This is a genomic window from Pseudomonas sp. MM211, from assembly GCF_020386635.1.
In the GTDB taxonomy this organism is placed as follows: domain Bacteria; phylum Pseudomonadota; class Gammaproteobacteria; order Pseudomonadales; family Pseudomonadaceae; genus Aquipseudomonas.
This window is the reverse complement of record NZ_CP081942.1, coordinates 4,915,630-4,928,670: the sequence shown is the minus strand read 5'-3', so window position 1 is coordinate 4,928,670 and position 13,041 is coordinate 4,915,630. Positions and strand designations below refer to the sequence as shown.

The 13,041-nt window shown below is 62.3% G+C and carries 11 protein-coding genes and 3 pseudogenes; 11 read left to right on the top strand and 3 right to left on the bottom strand.

Annotated elements, in window-relative coordinates:
• The first annotated feature begins 24 nt into the window (after nucleotides 1-24).
• Nucleotides 25-564 carry a hypothetical protein gene (locus K5Q02_RS22640; protein WP_225834528.1) on the top strand — a complete coding sequence of 180 codons (540 nt, stop codon included), beginning with the start codon at nucleotides 25-27 and terminating at the stop codon, nucleotides 562-564.
• A gap of 8 nt (nucleotides 565-572) precedes the next feature.
• On the opposite strand, the gene K5Q02_RS22635 is transcribed toward K5Q02_RS22640, so the two are convergent.
• On the bottom strand, nucleotides 573-1,055 hold the full coding sequence (locus tag K5Q02_RS22635; protein ID WP_225834526.1) for a YchJ family protein: 483 nt from the start codon (nucleotides 1,053-1,055) through the stop codon (nucleotides 573-575).
• A gap of 2 nt (nucleotides 1,056-1,057) precedes the next feature.
• On the bottom strand, nucleotides 1,058-1,555 hold the full coding sequence (locus tag K5Q02_RS22630) for a DUF6231 family protein (RefSeq protein ID WP_225834524.1): 498 nt from the start codon (nucleotides 1,553-1,555) through the stop codon (nucleotides 1,058-1,060).
• 442 nt (nucleotides 1,556-1,997) lie between these two features.
• Here K5Q02_RS22630 and K5Q02_RS22625 point away from each other — a divergent pair.
• The 3 genes and pseudogenes from K5Q02_RS22625 to K5Q02_RS22615 form a co-directional block, all read left to right on the top strand.
• Nucleotides 1,998-2,354: pseudogene (locus tag K5Q02_RS22625) on the top strand (OmpA family protein); the annotation flags it as partial.
• Nucleotides 2,355-2,505: 151 nt separating this feature from the next.
• Nucleotides 2,506-2,805, top strand: coding sequence for a DUF1145 domain-containing protein (locus tag K5Q02_RS22620; protein ID WP_225834517.1), 300 nt, complete (start codon nucleotides 2,506-2,508; stop codon nucleotides 2,803-2,805).
• The gene (locus tag K5Q02_RS22615) at nucleotides 2,798-3,562 is read left to right on the top strand and encodes a collagen-like protein (RefSeq protein WP_225834515.1); all 765 of its coding nucleotides are present in this window, start codon (nucleotides 2,798-2,800) and stop codon (nucleotides 3,560-3,562) included. The genes K5Q02_RS22620 and K5Q02_RS22615 overlap by 8 nt, the downstream gene beginning before the upstream one ends.
• A gap of 42 nt (nucleotides 3,563-3,604) precedes the next feature.
• Here K5Q02_RS22615 and K5Q02_RS22610 read toward each other — a convergent pair whose 3' ends face one another.
• Nucleotides 3,605-4,069 carry a CopD family protein gene (locus tag K5Q02_RS22610; RefSeq protein ID WP_225834512.1) on the bottom strand — a complete coding sequence of 155 codons (465 nt, stop codon included), beginning with the start codon at nucleotides 4,067-4,069 and terminating at the stop codon, nucleotides 3,605-3,607.
• A 27-nt stretch (nucleotides 4,070-4,096) separates the two neighbouring features.
• Between K5Q02_RS22610 and K5Q02_RS22605 the strand changes: the two genes are divergently transcribed.
• The 7 genes and pseudogenes from K5Q02_RS22605 (at nucleotide 4,097) to K5Q02_RS22575 (ending at nucleotide 13,016) form a co-directional block, all read left to right on the top strand.
• On the top strand, nucleotides 4,097-4,336 hold the full coding sequence (locus K5Q02_RS22605; protein WP_225834511.1) for a hypothetical protein: 240 nt from the start codon (nucleotides 4,097-4,099) through the stop codon (nucleotides 4,334-4,336).
• A 7-nt stretch (nucleotides 4,337-4,343) separates the two neighbouring features.
• A complete protein-coding gene (dinG, locus tag K5Q02_RS22600; RefSeq protein ID WP_225834509.1) occupies nucleotides 4,344-6,488 on the top strand; it encodes an ATP-dependent DNA helicase DinG in 2,145 nt (714 codons plus the stop codon).
• Between the two features lie 314 nt (nucleotides 6,489-6,802).
• Nucleotides 6,803-9,045, top strand: a pseudogene (locus tag K5Q02_RS22595) (beta-agarase).
• Nucleotides 9,046-9,092: 47 nt separating this feature from the next.
• Nucleotides 9,093-10,238 carry a serine hydrolase domain-containing protein gene (locus K5Q02_RS22590; RefSeq protein WP_225834507.1) on the top strand — a complete coding sequence of 382 codons (1,146 nt, stop codon included), beginning with the start codon at nucleotides 9,093-9,095 and terminating at the stop codon, nucleotides 10,236-10,238.
• A gap of 153 nt (nucleotides 10,239-10,391) precedes the next feature.
• A pseudogene (locus K5Q02_RS22585) lies at nucleotides 10,392-11,165 on the top strand (OmpA family protein); the annotation flags it as partial.
• A 48-nt stretch (nucleotides 11,166-11,213) separates the two neighbouring features.
• The gene (gene pdxH, locus K5Q02_RS22580) at nucleotides 11,214-11,861 is read left to right on the top strand and encodes a pyridoxamine 5'-phosphate oxidase (protein WP_225834504.1); all 648 of its coding nucleotides are present in this window, start codon (nucleotides 11,214-11,216) and stop codon (nucleotides 11,859-11,861) included.
• A gap of 48 nt (nucleotides 11,862-11,909) precedes the next feature.
• Nucleotides 11,910-13,016: a sugar diacid recognition domain-containing protein gene (locus tag K5Q02_RS22575; protein WP_225834502.1), complete on the top strand. Its 1,107-nt coding sequence runs from the start codon at nucleotides 11,910-11,912 to the stop codon at nucleotides 13,014-13,016.
• The last annotated feature ends 25 nt before the right edge of the window (nucleotides 13,017-13,041 follow it).

Genomic DNA, 13,041 nt, shown 5'->3' with positions numbered 1-13,041 from the left:
GAAATGACAGAAAGGAGCGTGGTGATGGCGCGATATGAAATCGCATTTTCCGGTGAGCTGGTGCCTGGTGCCCAGCTGGAAACCGTGCAGGCCAACCTGGCCAGGCTGTTCCAGGCCGATGCCCAGCGTATCGCTCAGCTGTTTTCCGGACGGCGGGTGGTGATCAAGAACAACCTGGACGAAGCTGCTGCCGAGAAGTACCGCAGCACCCTGGAGCGCGCCGGGGCACGTGTCGAGGTGGTCGATACGGATATGGAGGTCGAAGAGATCGAACTGGCGCCGCCACCACCGGCCAACCCTGTTGCTCAGGTCGCCAGTCAGCCTCAAGGGCGCCTGCAGGTGGCGCCGCGTGACGAGTACATGGCAGCCTTCGCCGATGTCGATGCGCCGGATTTCGGTGTGGCGGCGCTGGGCGACGATCTGCAGGATGCAGCGCCGCAAGTGGCTGAGCCAGCATTGGATCTATCGCAGTTCAGCCTTGCCCCGGCGGGCAGTGATATGGGCCAGATAAAGGCCCAGCCCGCTGCACCGGCTCCGGACACCTCGCACCTGAAACTGGTGTGAGGCTGCTGCTATAAGTAGCCCGCGCAGCACTTCTTGAACTTCTGGCCACTCGCGCAAGGACAGGGATCGTTGCGTCCGGCCTGCAGCCCTACGGTCGGGTCGAGGAAATACCAGCGGCCCTGATTCTGCACAAAAGCGGAGCATTCACGATGGCTATGCTCGCCGGCCTCGTCATGCCAGCGGGCAACGAAGGTAACCCGCGCATGTTCAGGCTGACCGCCTAGCAATTCCGAGCGTTCGACCTCAAGGCCCAGCCAGGTGCTCTGCAGGCTCCAGGTGCGGATACCTTCTACATCCAGTTTTGCCTGCTGTGCCGGCAGCGAGGTCGCCACCAGATAGTCGATGTTGCCAAGCACGTAAGCGCTATAGCGCGAGCGCATCAAACTCTGCGCACAAGGGGCAGGCAAGCCACTGTGATAACGGCCGCAGCAGTCCGGTAGGGAATCGCCGCTGCCGCAGGGGCAGCTGGTTTGCGAGGTTCTGGTTTCCATCCTTACCACCAGTACTTGCCGAAATTTTCCGGGTTGGCCCAGAACTTGGCGTTCAGCCAGTCGGGGGCCTGTTTGTAATCCAGCAGGTCATAGGTGAATAGGCTGAGTACCTGCTCATCCCGTGCGAAGCGCTCGCTGACATGCAGGGCGAGGCCGAAGAAATCGGTGTCTTTCCAGCCACTGGCCTGCAGGTCGACCAGGACGGCCATGCGGCTGGCATTCAAATTGCGTATACCACCGAGCAGTTGCAGGCCATCGCGTTTAGGCATGTGCTCCAGGCAGTCGACCACGATGGCGAGATCGAAACGCTGCCCGGCGAGTTCTGCGGGCAGGTTGCCGGTGGCGGCATGGGCGATCAAGCTCTGTGGGTGCGCTTGCCTGAAGGCATTGACGGCAGGTTGTTCGCTGGCGCCGATCAGCAGCAGGCGTTTGGGCTCATAACGCTGCAGTAGAGCTGCCAACGATTGTTGTGGCGTACGGGTAGAAGTGATGTGGCTCATCGAAAACCTCGAAGGAATCACAAAAGACTACCCCGCGCGGATGCAATCAACTAGAACTGTTCGTTCTGCTTGGCTGTCGTAACGCTGTCTGGCAGATTTTAAAACGGGCGTCTTTAATCCAGAGTGTCGGTTTTTGCACCGATTCCCATTAGGAGACTTGCATATGAGTATTACAAGGAAAGCGGTACCCCTGATCATTGCTACCACCTTTCTGACGGGTTGCGCTGGCGTTCAGAAATCCGACTGGCCGACTTGTGCTGCGGTAGGTGGCGTCAGTGGTGCTGCGTTGGGTGCCATCGAAAGCTCGGCATGGGCTGGTGGTGGTGCGGTAATCGGTGCTGGCTTCGCTGCCGCCTATTGCTGGGTACATGGCGCTGATGGCCAGGAAGAGCTGGTGATGGTCGAAGAAACCATCGTCGAAGAGCCGGTGGTTGCTGAGCCGGTCGCTGAAGCGGTACGTGTCGAACTGGACGTTAAGTTCGATTTCGACAAGTCGCAAGTCAAGCAAGAAAGCCTCGGCGATATCCAGAGCCTGGCTGACTTCCTCAAGCAATACCCACAAACCACTACTGTGGTTGAAGGTCATACCGACTCCGTTGGTACTGACGCCTACAACCAAGCCCTGTCCGAGCGCCGTGCGAATGCCGTGCGTGAAGTGCTGGTCAATCAGTACGGTGTTGGTGGTACCCGCGTGAACGCAGTCGGCTATGGTGAAAGCCGTCCGGTTGCAGACAACGCCACCGAAGAAGGCCGTGCGATCAACCGTCGCGTGGAAGCGGAAGTCGAAGCACGGCCATAAGCCAGCCTCGACATTCGTGAGAGTCCTGACCGGCTTTATGCCGGTCAGGAGCACGACGCCACGCAATGGGCATCGTTTTCGTTAGAACCCCTAGTCTCCTTACCCGCAAACACAGTAATGTGCCGCACAATCATAAGCGGTCGGGGCGGGCATGAAGACTATCGCGGGGCTGGGCAAACTATTGGCGACACTGTTCTGGTGCGTCATCTTGGTCAATCTGATCAATCCTTACGCTCAACCTTTCGCACAGTTGCTGGCACTTGCCGGTGTTTCTGTGCTGGTGCTGCATCTGCTTGAGCTGGCGTTGTTCAATGGCGTGCTTCGCGCGCAACCTCGCGCCGCTGTCGCACGTATTCAGGTTCTGGCTTTTGGCATCTTCCATATCTGGACATTGCCCCACGTCATCGTGGCGACCCAACATGTGAGCAGCGAGGAGGCTGTCCATGCGTAAGCTGATGCTGTTGGCAGCGCTGTGCTGCCCCTTGCTGGCGGTGGCTGAAGCGGTCATCGAGGTCGACTCCCATCACTTTATGCGTTTGCCCGCTCAGGGCAGTGTGCTGCAGTTGAAACGCCTGGTAGTCGCCGATAACGGTACCTTGCTGATTCCGGTCGGCGTGAGTGAGTTGCGCATCGATGAGTTGTACCTCGGGCACAACGCGCAGATCGCCATCGCACCGTCCAACGAAAGCCTACACCTGGATATCGGCTCCGGCGAGATCGCCTCGGGGGCGCAGATCAGTGCACCAGGCGCGCCGGGCACTGCCCAGCGTGCGGCGGTACCTGGGCGTACGTTGGTCGTTCGTCTGCAAGCGGTCAGCACCGATCAGTGGTTGCTCGACGCCCGTGGTGGCCGCGGCGCTTCTGGTTATGCAGGGCTGGACGGCGCTAACGGGAAGACGGGAGGCTGCGCCTGGGGGCAGGCCAGCGCAGGCCATGATGGCCAGGACGGTACTGATGGGCATCCGGGTGCCCCAGGTGGGCAGGTAAGGCTGGAAGTGCCGGCGGATTTCCCCATCGAACGTTTGCAGGCTCGGCTGGAAGGCGGTGCGGGCGGCCCTGCTGGTGTCGCCGGTAACGCTGGTGCTGGTGGCGCGAGTAAAGGTTGCTGGATCTACAGCACCAGCGGCGCTCGTGATGGGCGTCCGGGCATGGCAGGCCAACCGGGTACAGCCGGGCATGACGGGCGCCTGGACGTGGTGCGTTTCTGATCACGCAACAGTGCTAGTGCGTAGCAGACTTTTACCTGTCTCTTAGAAGCTAGGGCGGGCTGCCGCGATCGCCACGACAACCAACCCTAGCAGCAGGTTGATCGCGACCAGCCGGCGGATACGGCCCAACACGGCACCACCCTCCGGCCAGTCCTGGGCTTCCACTGCGCGGCGCAACGCCGGCAGTTGCAGGGCCTGTATGCGCAGGAACAGCGCCAGCATCGCCAAGTACAACCCCATCATCACGTTGACATAGCGTGGTGCGCCATCGAAGCCGCTGAAACCCATGTGCAGCATGCCGATCCCGCTGATCGGCAGCAGCACGACCGCGACCCACACCCAGACGAAGAAGCGGCGAAATACGTCCAGCCATAGCGTCAGGCGCTCCGCAGGCTGCAGCGTGGCCACGGTCGCGGGGCGCAGCACCATCCAGGCGAAGAACATGCCGCCGACCCAGACCAGCGCAGCGAGCAGGTGCAGGGTGTAGATCAAGGAATAAGGTTGCATTCATGTACTCCGGTTACAGGCCTGATCATGTTGCGTTGGCTGGTGCAATCCGAGCCGTGCCTGGCTGATGTTCGTGAAGTCCATTTCTTCGCCGTCCCTCAGGGCGGCTCGATTGCCAGCGGCAATACGCTGATCGGGTTTCAGAAAGTCTTGCCACACGCTGCTCTTCATCCGGTTTCGGCAAGCGAGTCAGCGCGCAGTCGATTGGCGCGTTATGATAGCGGCCGTTTGCAAACACTGAAAATATATCCAGCCTTTTTAGCCTAAGTTCTTCATGCTCAGTACCGAACTCAAGTCCCAGATCCAGGGCGCCTATTCCCGTTTTCTCGAGTCCAAGGGGCTCAAGCCGCGCTATGGGCAGCGTTTGATGATCGCTGAAATAGCCAAGGTGCTCGGTACGATCAAGACCGACGACGAGGAGCGCCGCCTTGGCGATCCAGCCGTGGTCGCGGTGGAGGCCGGCACCGGTACCGGCAAGACGGTCGCCTACAGCATGGCGGCCATCCCTATCGCCAAGGCAGCGGGTAAGCGGCTGGTGATCGCCACGGCCACCGTGGCCTTGCAAGAGCAAATCGTGCACAAGGATCTGCCGGATCTGATGCGCAACAGCGGGCTTAGTTTCAGCTTCGCGCTGGCCAAAGGCCGCGGCCGTTATCTGTGCCTGTCGAAACTCGACGTATTGCTGCAGGAAGGTCAGGCGCAGAGTTCCACTGCTCAGTTGTTCGAGGAAGAAGGTTTTCGCATCGACGTGGACGAAGAAGGGCAGAAGCTCTTCACTACCATGATCGAGAAGCTCGCCGGCAATAAATGGGATGGTGACCGTGACAGCTGGCCCCAGGAGCTGGAAGACAGCCGTTGGGCGCAACTGACCACCGATCACAGTCAGTGCACCAGCCGGCACTGCCCCAACTTCGGCCAGTGCGCCTTCTACAAGGCCCGCGAAGGGATGGGCAAGGTCGACGTTATCGTCACCAACCACGACATGGTGCTGGCGGATCTCGCCCTGGGCGGCGGTGCGGTGCTGCCCGATCCACGCGACACCCTTTATGTGTTCGACGAGGGCCATCACCTGCCGGACAAGGCCATCGGTCATTTCGCTCATTTCACCCGGCTGCGCTCAACCGCCGACTGGCTGGAGCAGACCGCCAAGAACCTCACCAAACTGCTGGCTCAGCATCCCTTGCCTGGCGATCTCGGCCGGCTGATCGAGCAGGTGCCGGAGCTGGCGCGCGAGCTCAAGACCCATCAGCAGTTCATGTTCAGTGCCTGTGAGCAGGTCGCGGATTTCAAACCGGGCGAGGACATGGAGGGGCGCGAGCGGCCACGCCATCGCTTTATCGGTGGGGTCGTGCCCGAGCACCTGATCGAACTGGGCCTGGAGTTGAAGAAAGGCTTTTCCAAACTCACCGACCTGTTCACCGGCGTGACCGAAAAGCTCAAGGAGGCCATGGACGGCGAGGGCAGCATCGGTATCGCCAGCCATCAGGCCGAAGAGTGGTACCCGCTGTTCGGCAGCTTGCTGGCGCGCGCCAAGGGCACTTGGGAACTGTGGCTGGCGTTCACCAGTGAAGATCCGGAAAACAGCCCGCCGATGGCGCGCTGGCTGACCCTCGCTGACAGTGGCGCGTTGTTCGACATCGAGGTCAATGCCAGCCCGATCCTCGCTGCCGAGACCCTGCGGCGCAACCTCTGGAACGTGGCGTATGGTGCTTTGGTGACCTCGGCGACACTCACCGCCCTGGGCACCTTCGACCGTTATCGCATGCGTGCCGGACTGCCGAAAGTGGCCGTCACGGCGGTCGTGCCGAGCCCGTTCCATCACGCCGACGCAGGCGTGTTGCGGGTGCCGGACCTGAAGGCCGACCCGCGCAATGCCGCTGAGCACACTGCCGCGATCATCCGCGAGTTGCCGGGATTGGTGCAGGGTTCGCGGGGAACCCTGGTGCTGTTTTCCTCGCGCCGGCAGATGCAGGACGTGTTCGATGGTCTGGAGCGCGACTGGCGTAAGCGGGTGTTCATCCAGGGCAACCTGTCCAAGCAGGAAACCCTCAACAAGCACAAGGCGCGGGTCGACAGCGGCGAGGAGAGCGTATTGTTCGGTCTTGCCAGTTTCGCCGAGGGTGTCGACTTGCCTGGCGCCTATTGCGAGCACGTGGTGATCGCCAAGATTCCCTTCGCCGTGCCGGATGATCCTGTCGAGGCAGCGCTGGCGGAGTGGATTGAAGCCCGGGGCGGTAATCCGTTCATGGAAATTTCCGTGCCCGACGCCTCCTTGCGCCTGGTTCAGGCCTGCGGGCGCCTGCTGCGTACCGAAGCCGATCGCGGCACCATCACCCTGCTGGATCGCCGGGTAGTCACCCAGCGTTACGGCAAGGCGATTCTCAACGCCTTGCCGCCGTTTCGCCGGGAAATCTCCTGACGCCGTTTCAGCAGCGGCGTGAAAAAACAGGCACCAAAATGGCCCTTAATCGACATGCGGGCTTTGCGGTCAGGCCCCCATCTGGCGCACTATTGCCGCTTCGCGCGTGAAGCGCGGCAAAGGGCCCGTGGCGGGACTGTCGCGGGCCATTCTTATCTGTCGAGTTGCGGGGAGAAGGGGTCTTGAAGGTCAACACCTGGCTGCTGTCGGCCGAACGTTCGGGGCAGTGCGAAGCGCGCGCGTCCACCGACGGTCTGGTTTCCAAAGTACTGTCACTGTGCATCGCTGCAGCCCGTCCTCGACAACCCTTGGCGATGGGGCGCCTGGCGCTGATCGCGTTGCTGGGCTTCCCGGCGGTGGGCAGCGCCGCTGACCGTCAGGAACTCTTCAATTTCGTGCGCCCGATGGATGCGGTGCAGGTCGGCGGCGACAACGCCTACCTGCCCAGCGTCACTGCGGAAAGCGCTGCAGAGGGCGAAATCCTGCGCCGCGCCACGTTCAATCCGGGTGAGCGGCCGACCTTGCGCCTGACGCCGCAGAGCGGCAACTGGGACTGGTCGAGTCCAGCGCCATGAGTCTGCGTGTGCAGAACGCCATGGATTGGGCGCTGACCGTCGATGTCAGCATCGAAAGCGCCGACGGTAAGCGCCTGACCACCCAGATCGCACTGCCAGCCGGACCCGCGCAGACTTTGCTGGTGCCGCTGGGCGCCACTTCGCCCCGTGCCCAGGGCATGCGTGCCGGGGCGGTGATGCCGTGGCGTCATGACGGGCGCCTGCTGCTGTTGGCGGAAACCGTCAACGGTGAGATCGACCCGGCCAAGGTCACCGCGGTGACGCTCTCTATCCCCAATCCACAAGCTGCCCAGCACCTGCTGCTGGGGCGTTTCGGTGTGCGTGACAGCGCCGATCTGGAAGAAGCCTATCGCGGTATCGTCGACAGCTATGGCCAGTTCACCCGCCGCGACTGGCCGGGCAAGGTCAAGAACGACGATCAGCTGCGCCAGGGTGTCGCTCAGGAAGACAAGCAGCTGCAAGCCTGGCAGGCCGATCGGCCGAAGCAGGACAACTACGGCGGCTGGATTGGTGGGCCGTCTTTCGAGGCCACCGGCTTTTTCCGCACCGAAAAGCGCGCAGGGCGTTGGTTCCTGATCACGCCTGAGGGCAATCCGTTCTATTCGCTGGGCGTCAACACGGTCATTGGCAGCGAAAGCCAGACCTATATCGAAGGCCGTGAAAAGATGTTCAGCGCGCTGCCGGCCGAAGGCGAGCCGCTGGCGGCGTTCTACGGCAGCAGCGACAACCAGTCCGATACCGGTGCCAACCGTGGTCGCGCCTTCGACAGTGGCCGCTGGTACGATTTCTACGGCGCCAACCTGCAGCGTACCTATGGTGCCCAGGAGCCCAAAGTCTGGCGCGAGCGGGCGCAGAATCGTCTGCAGGCCTGGGGGTTCAACACCCTGGGTAACTGGAGCGAGAGCGATTTCGCCGTCGACAAGCGCATGCCGTACAGCATCCCGCTGTCCATTCACGGCGATTACGCCACCATCAGCACCGGGATCGATTGGTGGGGCGGCATGCCCGACCCGTTCGATCCACGATTCGCCATGGCCGCGGAGCGTGCCATCGCCATCGCCACCCGTGACCATCGTGACGACCCATGGGTGATGGGCTATTACGCCGACAACGAACTGGCCTGGGCCGGCCCGGCGGAAGACCCGCTGTCTCGTTACGCCCTGGCATACGCGACGTTGCGTCTGACCACCGACGTACCGGCCAAGCGCGCCTTCCTGAAACAGCTGCGCGACAAGTACCGCAACCAGGAAGGTCTGTCCAAAGCCTGGGGGATCGAACTGACAGCCTGGGAATTGATGGAAGACCCTGGCTTCCAGGCGCCGCCGATCAACCCGGCCTACCCGGCGATCGAAAACGACATGAAGCGGTTCCTGCGTCTGTTCGCGGACACCTACTTCAAGACCATCGCCGATTCGCTCGACTGGCACACGCCGAACCATCTGCTGCTCGGTGGCCGTTTCTCCGCCAGCATCCCTGAAGCGGTGGAAGCCTGCGCCCAGTACTGTGACGTGTTGAGCTTCAACTTCTATACCCGCGAGCCGCAGCACGGTTACGACTTTGAAACGCTGCGCAAGCTGGACAAACCGATGCTGGTCACTGAGTTCCATTTCGGCTCCCGCGACCGCGGCCCGTTCTGGGGTGGCGTGTCCGAGGTGTACAAGGAAGAAGAGCGCGGCCCAGCCTATGCCCACTTCCTGGAGAAGGCTCTCGAAGAGCCGCAGGTCGTTGGCGTGCACTGGTTCCAGTACCTTGACCAGCCCGTAACCGGGCGCCTGCTCGATGGCGAGAACGGTCACCTGGGGCTGGTGGCGATCACCGACAGGCCGTGGGACGGCTTCGTCAAGGCAGTACGCAAGGCCAACCTGAGCGTACCGGCCAAGGTACTCGAGGAAGCCGCCAAAGAGCCTAAGCCTGAGGAAGTCCCCGTCAAGGATGCGGCGGCCGAGCCAGAAGCCAAGCCGGCTGAAGCGCCCAAGCCTTAATTACCGGGCGCCGGGCGAGCCTGGCGCCTCCCTCGCAGGAGCAAGCAGTGCAGATTCAGGGTTACTTCGACCTCAAGTTCGAAGCAGTTAAAGACGCCTTCGCCGAATTCTTCGACGACCCTCAGGAGCGTGGTGCAGCGCTCTGCGTACAGGTCGGCGGTGAGACCGTAGTGGATATCTGGGCCGGGGTCGCGGACAAGGACGGCCAGCAGGCCTGGCACAGCGATACCATCCTCAACCTGTTTTCCTGTACCAAGCCCTTCACGGCCGTTACCGCGCTGCAGTTGGTCGGCGAAGGCAAGCTGGAGCTGGATGCCCCGGTGGCTCGCTACTGGCCGGAGTTCGCGGCAGCGGGCAAGGAACGCATCACCTTGCGCCATCTGCTCAGCCACCAGGCCGGGCTGCCGGCGATACGCGAGAGCCTGCCGGCCGAAGCCCTTTACGACTGGCAGACCATGACCCAGGCACTGGCAGCCGAAGCCCCCTGGTGGGCACTTGGTGAAGGGCATGGTTATGCTCCGATCACCTACGGCTGGTTGGTCGGAGAATTGTTACGGCGTATTGAAGGGCGCGGCCCTGGTGAATCGATCGTTGCTCGCACGGCCAAGCCATTGGGGCTGGATTTTCATGTCGGCCTGGCTGACGAGGAATTCCACCGGGTGGCGACCATCACTCGTGGCAAGGGCAATGTCGGTGACGCTGCGGCCCAGCGCCTGCTCAAGACCATGATGAGTGATGCCCAAGCCCTGACCACCCGGGCGTTCGCTAACCCCCCATCGATCATGACCAGCACCAACAAGCCGGAGTGGCGGCGTATGCAGCAGCCCGCCGCCAATGGCCACGGCAATGCCCGTAGCCTCGCTGGTTTCTATAGCGGTTTGCTCGATGGCAGCCTGCTCAACAGCGAACTGCTGGGTGAACTCACTCGCGAGCACAGCATCGGCGAAGACAAGACGTTGCTGACTTCGACGCGCTTCGGCCTTGGCTGCATGCTCGATCAGCCCGCTGTGGCCAACGCCACCTACGGCATGGGATCGGGCGCTTTTGGCCACCCCGGCGCGGGTGGTTCGACCGGTTTCGCGGATCCGCAGCGCGATGTGGCTGTGGGTTTCGTTACGAATAACCTGGGGCCGTTCGTCTTAATGGATCCGCGGGCACAGAAACTTGCAGGTATCTTATGCGAGTGTTTTTAACAATCGCAGCTAAACTCTTGCGCAATATGGCTTTTAGCTGCTGACTCCGGTTTGCCCGGGTGACTTCGACCGATTAGATGTGGATGACCGATGCTTTCCTATAAGACTTGCGCGCTGGCGCTTTGCGTACTGTTGACAGGTTGCTCCCTGTTCGAGAAGAAGGAAGATCCCAAGCCGGCACCGATGCCGCCGCCCGAGGTCACTCAGGCCTGGCTGGATGAGTACGAGCCACTGGTGCGCGATGCTATCAAGGGCAGCAACTTCGAAATCGAGCGTCGTGAAAACCTGTTGGTGGTCACCGCGCCGGTCAAGGGTTCGTTCAACCCGGATCGCCCTGGCATGCTGCTGCCGGTCACCCTTGGCCCGATCACTCGCGTAGCCAAGGTACTGGAGAAGGACAACAAGGTCGGCGTTCTGGTCCTGGGTCATGCCGATAGTAGCGGCTCGCTGGAAACCAACCGTGAGCTCAGCCACGAGCGCGCGCGTGCCTTCACCGCCATCTTCCGCCTCAGCGGCCTCAAGCAGGGCCGCCTGATGGTTCAGGGCATGGGCCCGGACATGCCGCGTGCGGCCAACGACAGTGCCAATGGTCGTGAGCTGAACCGCCGTGTGGAAATCCTCCTGACCCGTCAGGATACCCTGCGCGCGCTGATCGCCCAGTACAGCCGTCCAGATCCGGCTCCAGTGGCAGCCGCCGCTACCGCCGTTGCTGTTGCCGACAAGCCGGCTGCCAAGGCTGACGCAAAACCTGCCGCCAAGGCCGCGAGCAAACCAGCAGCCAAGGCCGTGGCAAAGGCACCGGCCAAACCGGCAGCAAAACCAGCGGCCAAACCCGCAGTAGCCAAAGCCACCGCCAAGCCTGCGGACAAGAACACCACCAAGCTGGCCGATGCCAAGAAAGTGGTTGCTGCAGATCAAGCCAAATAAGCGTTACGCCTTTAGACTAGGGTCTTTGTCGCTTCCGAGAGCACTCTCATGACTCAGACCCTGGCCGACATGCGCCGTGACTACACCCGTGACGGCTTGAGCGAAGATCAGGCCCCACTGGAACCTCTCGCGCTGTTCAGAAGCTGGTTCGCCGACGCGGTGAAAACCGAGCAACTGCCTGTAGAACCGAACGCCATGTCCCTGGCGACCGTCGATGCCGAGGGCCGCCCACACTGCCGTGTGCTGCTGCTCAAGGGCCTCGATGATCAGGGTTTCACCTTCTTCAGCAATTACCAGAGCGCCAAGGGCGAGCAGTTGCAGGCCAACCCCTTCGCGGCGCTGACCTTCTTCTGGCCGACTCTCGAGCGTCAGGTGCGTATCGAAGGTCGGGTAGAGCGGGTTTCCCCTGCCGAGTCCGATGCCTACTTTCAGGTGCGTCCCCTGGGCAGCCGCCTGGGTGCCTGGGCTTCGCCACAGAGCCGGGTGATCCATGATCGTGCCGAACTGGAGGGGCTGTTGGCGCAGATCGAGCGACGTTTTACCGATCACGCTCCCGAGTGCCCGCCGCACTGGGGCGGATATCGCCTGCTGCCCGAGCGCATCGAGTTCTGGCAGGGCCGCGCCAGCCGTCTGCACGACCGTCTCGATTATCGCCGCGAGGGCGAAGCCTGGTTGCGTCAGCGCCTGGCTCCCTGAGGCCATTCATTCTGCCTACAATGGCGGCTTCCTCCCGGAGGCCGCGCAATGCTCGAACTCGACTCCACCCTGGCCCAGCACATCGTTGATCGGGCCATGGCGATCCTGCCGTACAACATCAACGTGATGGATGCTCAAGGCATGATCATCGGCAGCGGTGATCCAGCGCGCCTGCATACCCGGCATGAGGGCGCGCAACTGGTGCTGGCCAACCGTCGTGTGGTGGAGATCGACGAGCAGGCCGCGACCTGCCTGCGTGGCGTTCGCCCCGGCGTCAACCTGCCTTTGCTGCATGCCGACGACCTCATCGGTGTACTGGGTATCACCGGCGCGCCCGAGGTGGTGCGGCCTTATGCCGAGCTGGTGCGCATGGCTGCAGAGATGCTGGTCGAGCAGCGTCAGGTGCAGGCCGAGCGCCATTGGCAGCGGCATCAGCTGGATGCGTGGCTGCGCCAGCTGTTCGATCCGTCGGTCGCCCTGAGCGCGTTGGCGGCGGATGCCGAGCGTCAGGGCCTGGCACTCGGCTGGCCGCGCCAGGTATGCCTGCTTGAGCTGCAGGAACAGGGTGAGCCCTTGGCGCAGCAGGCTCGTTTGCTCGGTGCGTTGACTGGCAAGAGCGAGCATTTGTGCGCACCACTGGGTATGCGCGAGCTGCTCTGGTGCCGGCCGTTGGCGGCAGGCCGTGATGATAGCCACTGGCTGGAAAGCGCCGATGAACGGGGCTGGGGTGTGGCACGTCTGCTGGTCAGCGATCCGGTGCAATCCCTTGGGCAATTGCGTCAGGCCTGCCTGGCCCTGCGTGATCTGCAGGCCTTCGCACGGGCGCGTTATCCATCTCGGCGCCTGATGTGCCTTGAAGAGCATCGCCTGCCGACGCTGCTTTATTCCCAGCGCAACAGTTGGCTGTTGCAAGGTTGGCTGGCGCCGTTGAAGCAGGTGCTGGCCCAGGATGGCAGCGGTGCGCTTCGCGAAACGCTGGAGGCGTGGTGCGCCCATGACGGTCAGGTTCAGAGTTGTGCCGCAGCGCTGGGGATTCACCGCAATACCCTGCGTTATCGCCTGGAACGCATCGCCGAACTCAGCGGCGTCGAGCTAACGCGTCTGGATCGGCGTCTGCAGCTGTCATTGGGCCTGGGGCTGATCGAGTCAGACTGAGCACCATCCCCATAAATGATGCGTC

Excerpts from the sequence above, each read along its gene's own strand:
- K5Q02_RS22640 (WP_225834528.1), top strand. The coding sequence starts at position 25 with ATGGCGCGATATGAAATCGCATTTTCCGGTGAGCTGGTGCCTGGTGCC.
- K5Q02_RS22635 (WP_225834526.1), bottom strand. The coding sequence starts at position 1,055 with ATGGAAACCAGAACCTCGCAAACCAGCTGCCCCTGCGGCAGCGGCGAT.
- K5Q02_RS22630 (WP_225834524.1), bottom strand. The coding sequence starts at position 1,555 with ATGAGCCACATCACTTCTACCCGTACGCCACAACAATCGTTGGCAGCT.
- K5Q02_RS22620 (WP_225834517.1), top strand. The coding sequence starts at position 2,506 with ATGAAGACTATCGCGGGGCTGGGCAAACTATTGGCGACACTGTTCTGG.
- K5Q02_RS22615 (WP_225834515.1), top strand. The coding sequence starts at position 2,798 with ATGCGTAAGCTGATGCTGTTGGCAGCGCTGTGCTGCCCCTTGCTGGCG.
- K5Q02_RS22610 (WP_225834512.1), bottom strand. The coding sequence starts at position 4,069 with ATGCAACCTTATTCCTTGATCTACACCCTGCACCTGCTCGCTGCGCTG.
- K5Q02_RS22605 (WP_225834511.1), top strand. The coding sequence starts at position 4,097 with ATGTTGCGTTGGCTGGTGCAATCCGAGCCGTGCCTGGCTGATGTTCGT.
- dinG (WP_225834509.1), top strand. The coding sequence starts at position 4,344 with ATGCTCAGTACCGAACTCAAGTCCCAGATCCAGGGCGCCTATTCCCGT.
- pdxH (WP_225834504.1), top strand. The coding sequence starts at position 11,214 with ATGACTCAGACCCTGGCCGACATGCGCCGTGACTACACCCGTGACGGC.
- K5Q02_RS22575 (WP_225834502.1), top strand. The coding sequence starts at position 11,910 with ATGCTCGAACTCGACTCCACCCTGGCCCAGCACATCGTTGATCGGGCC.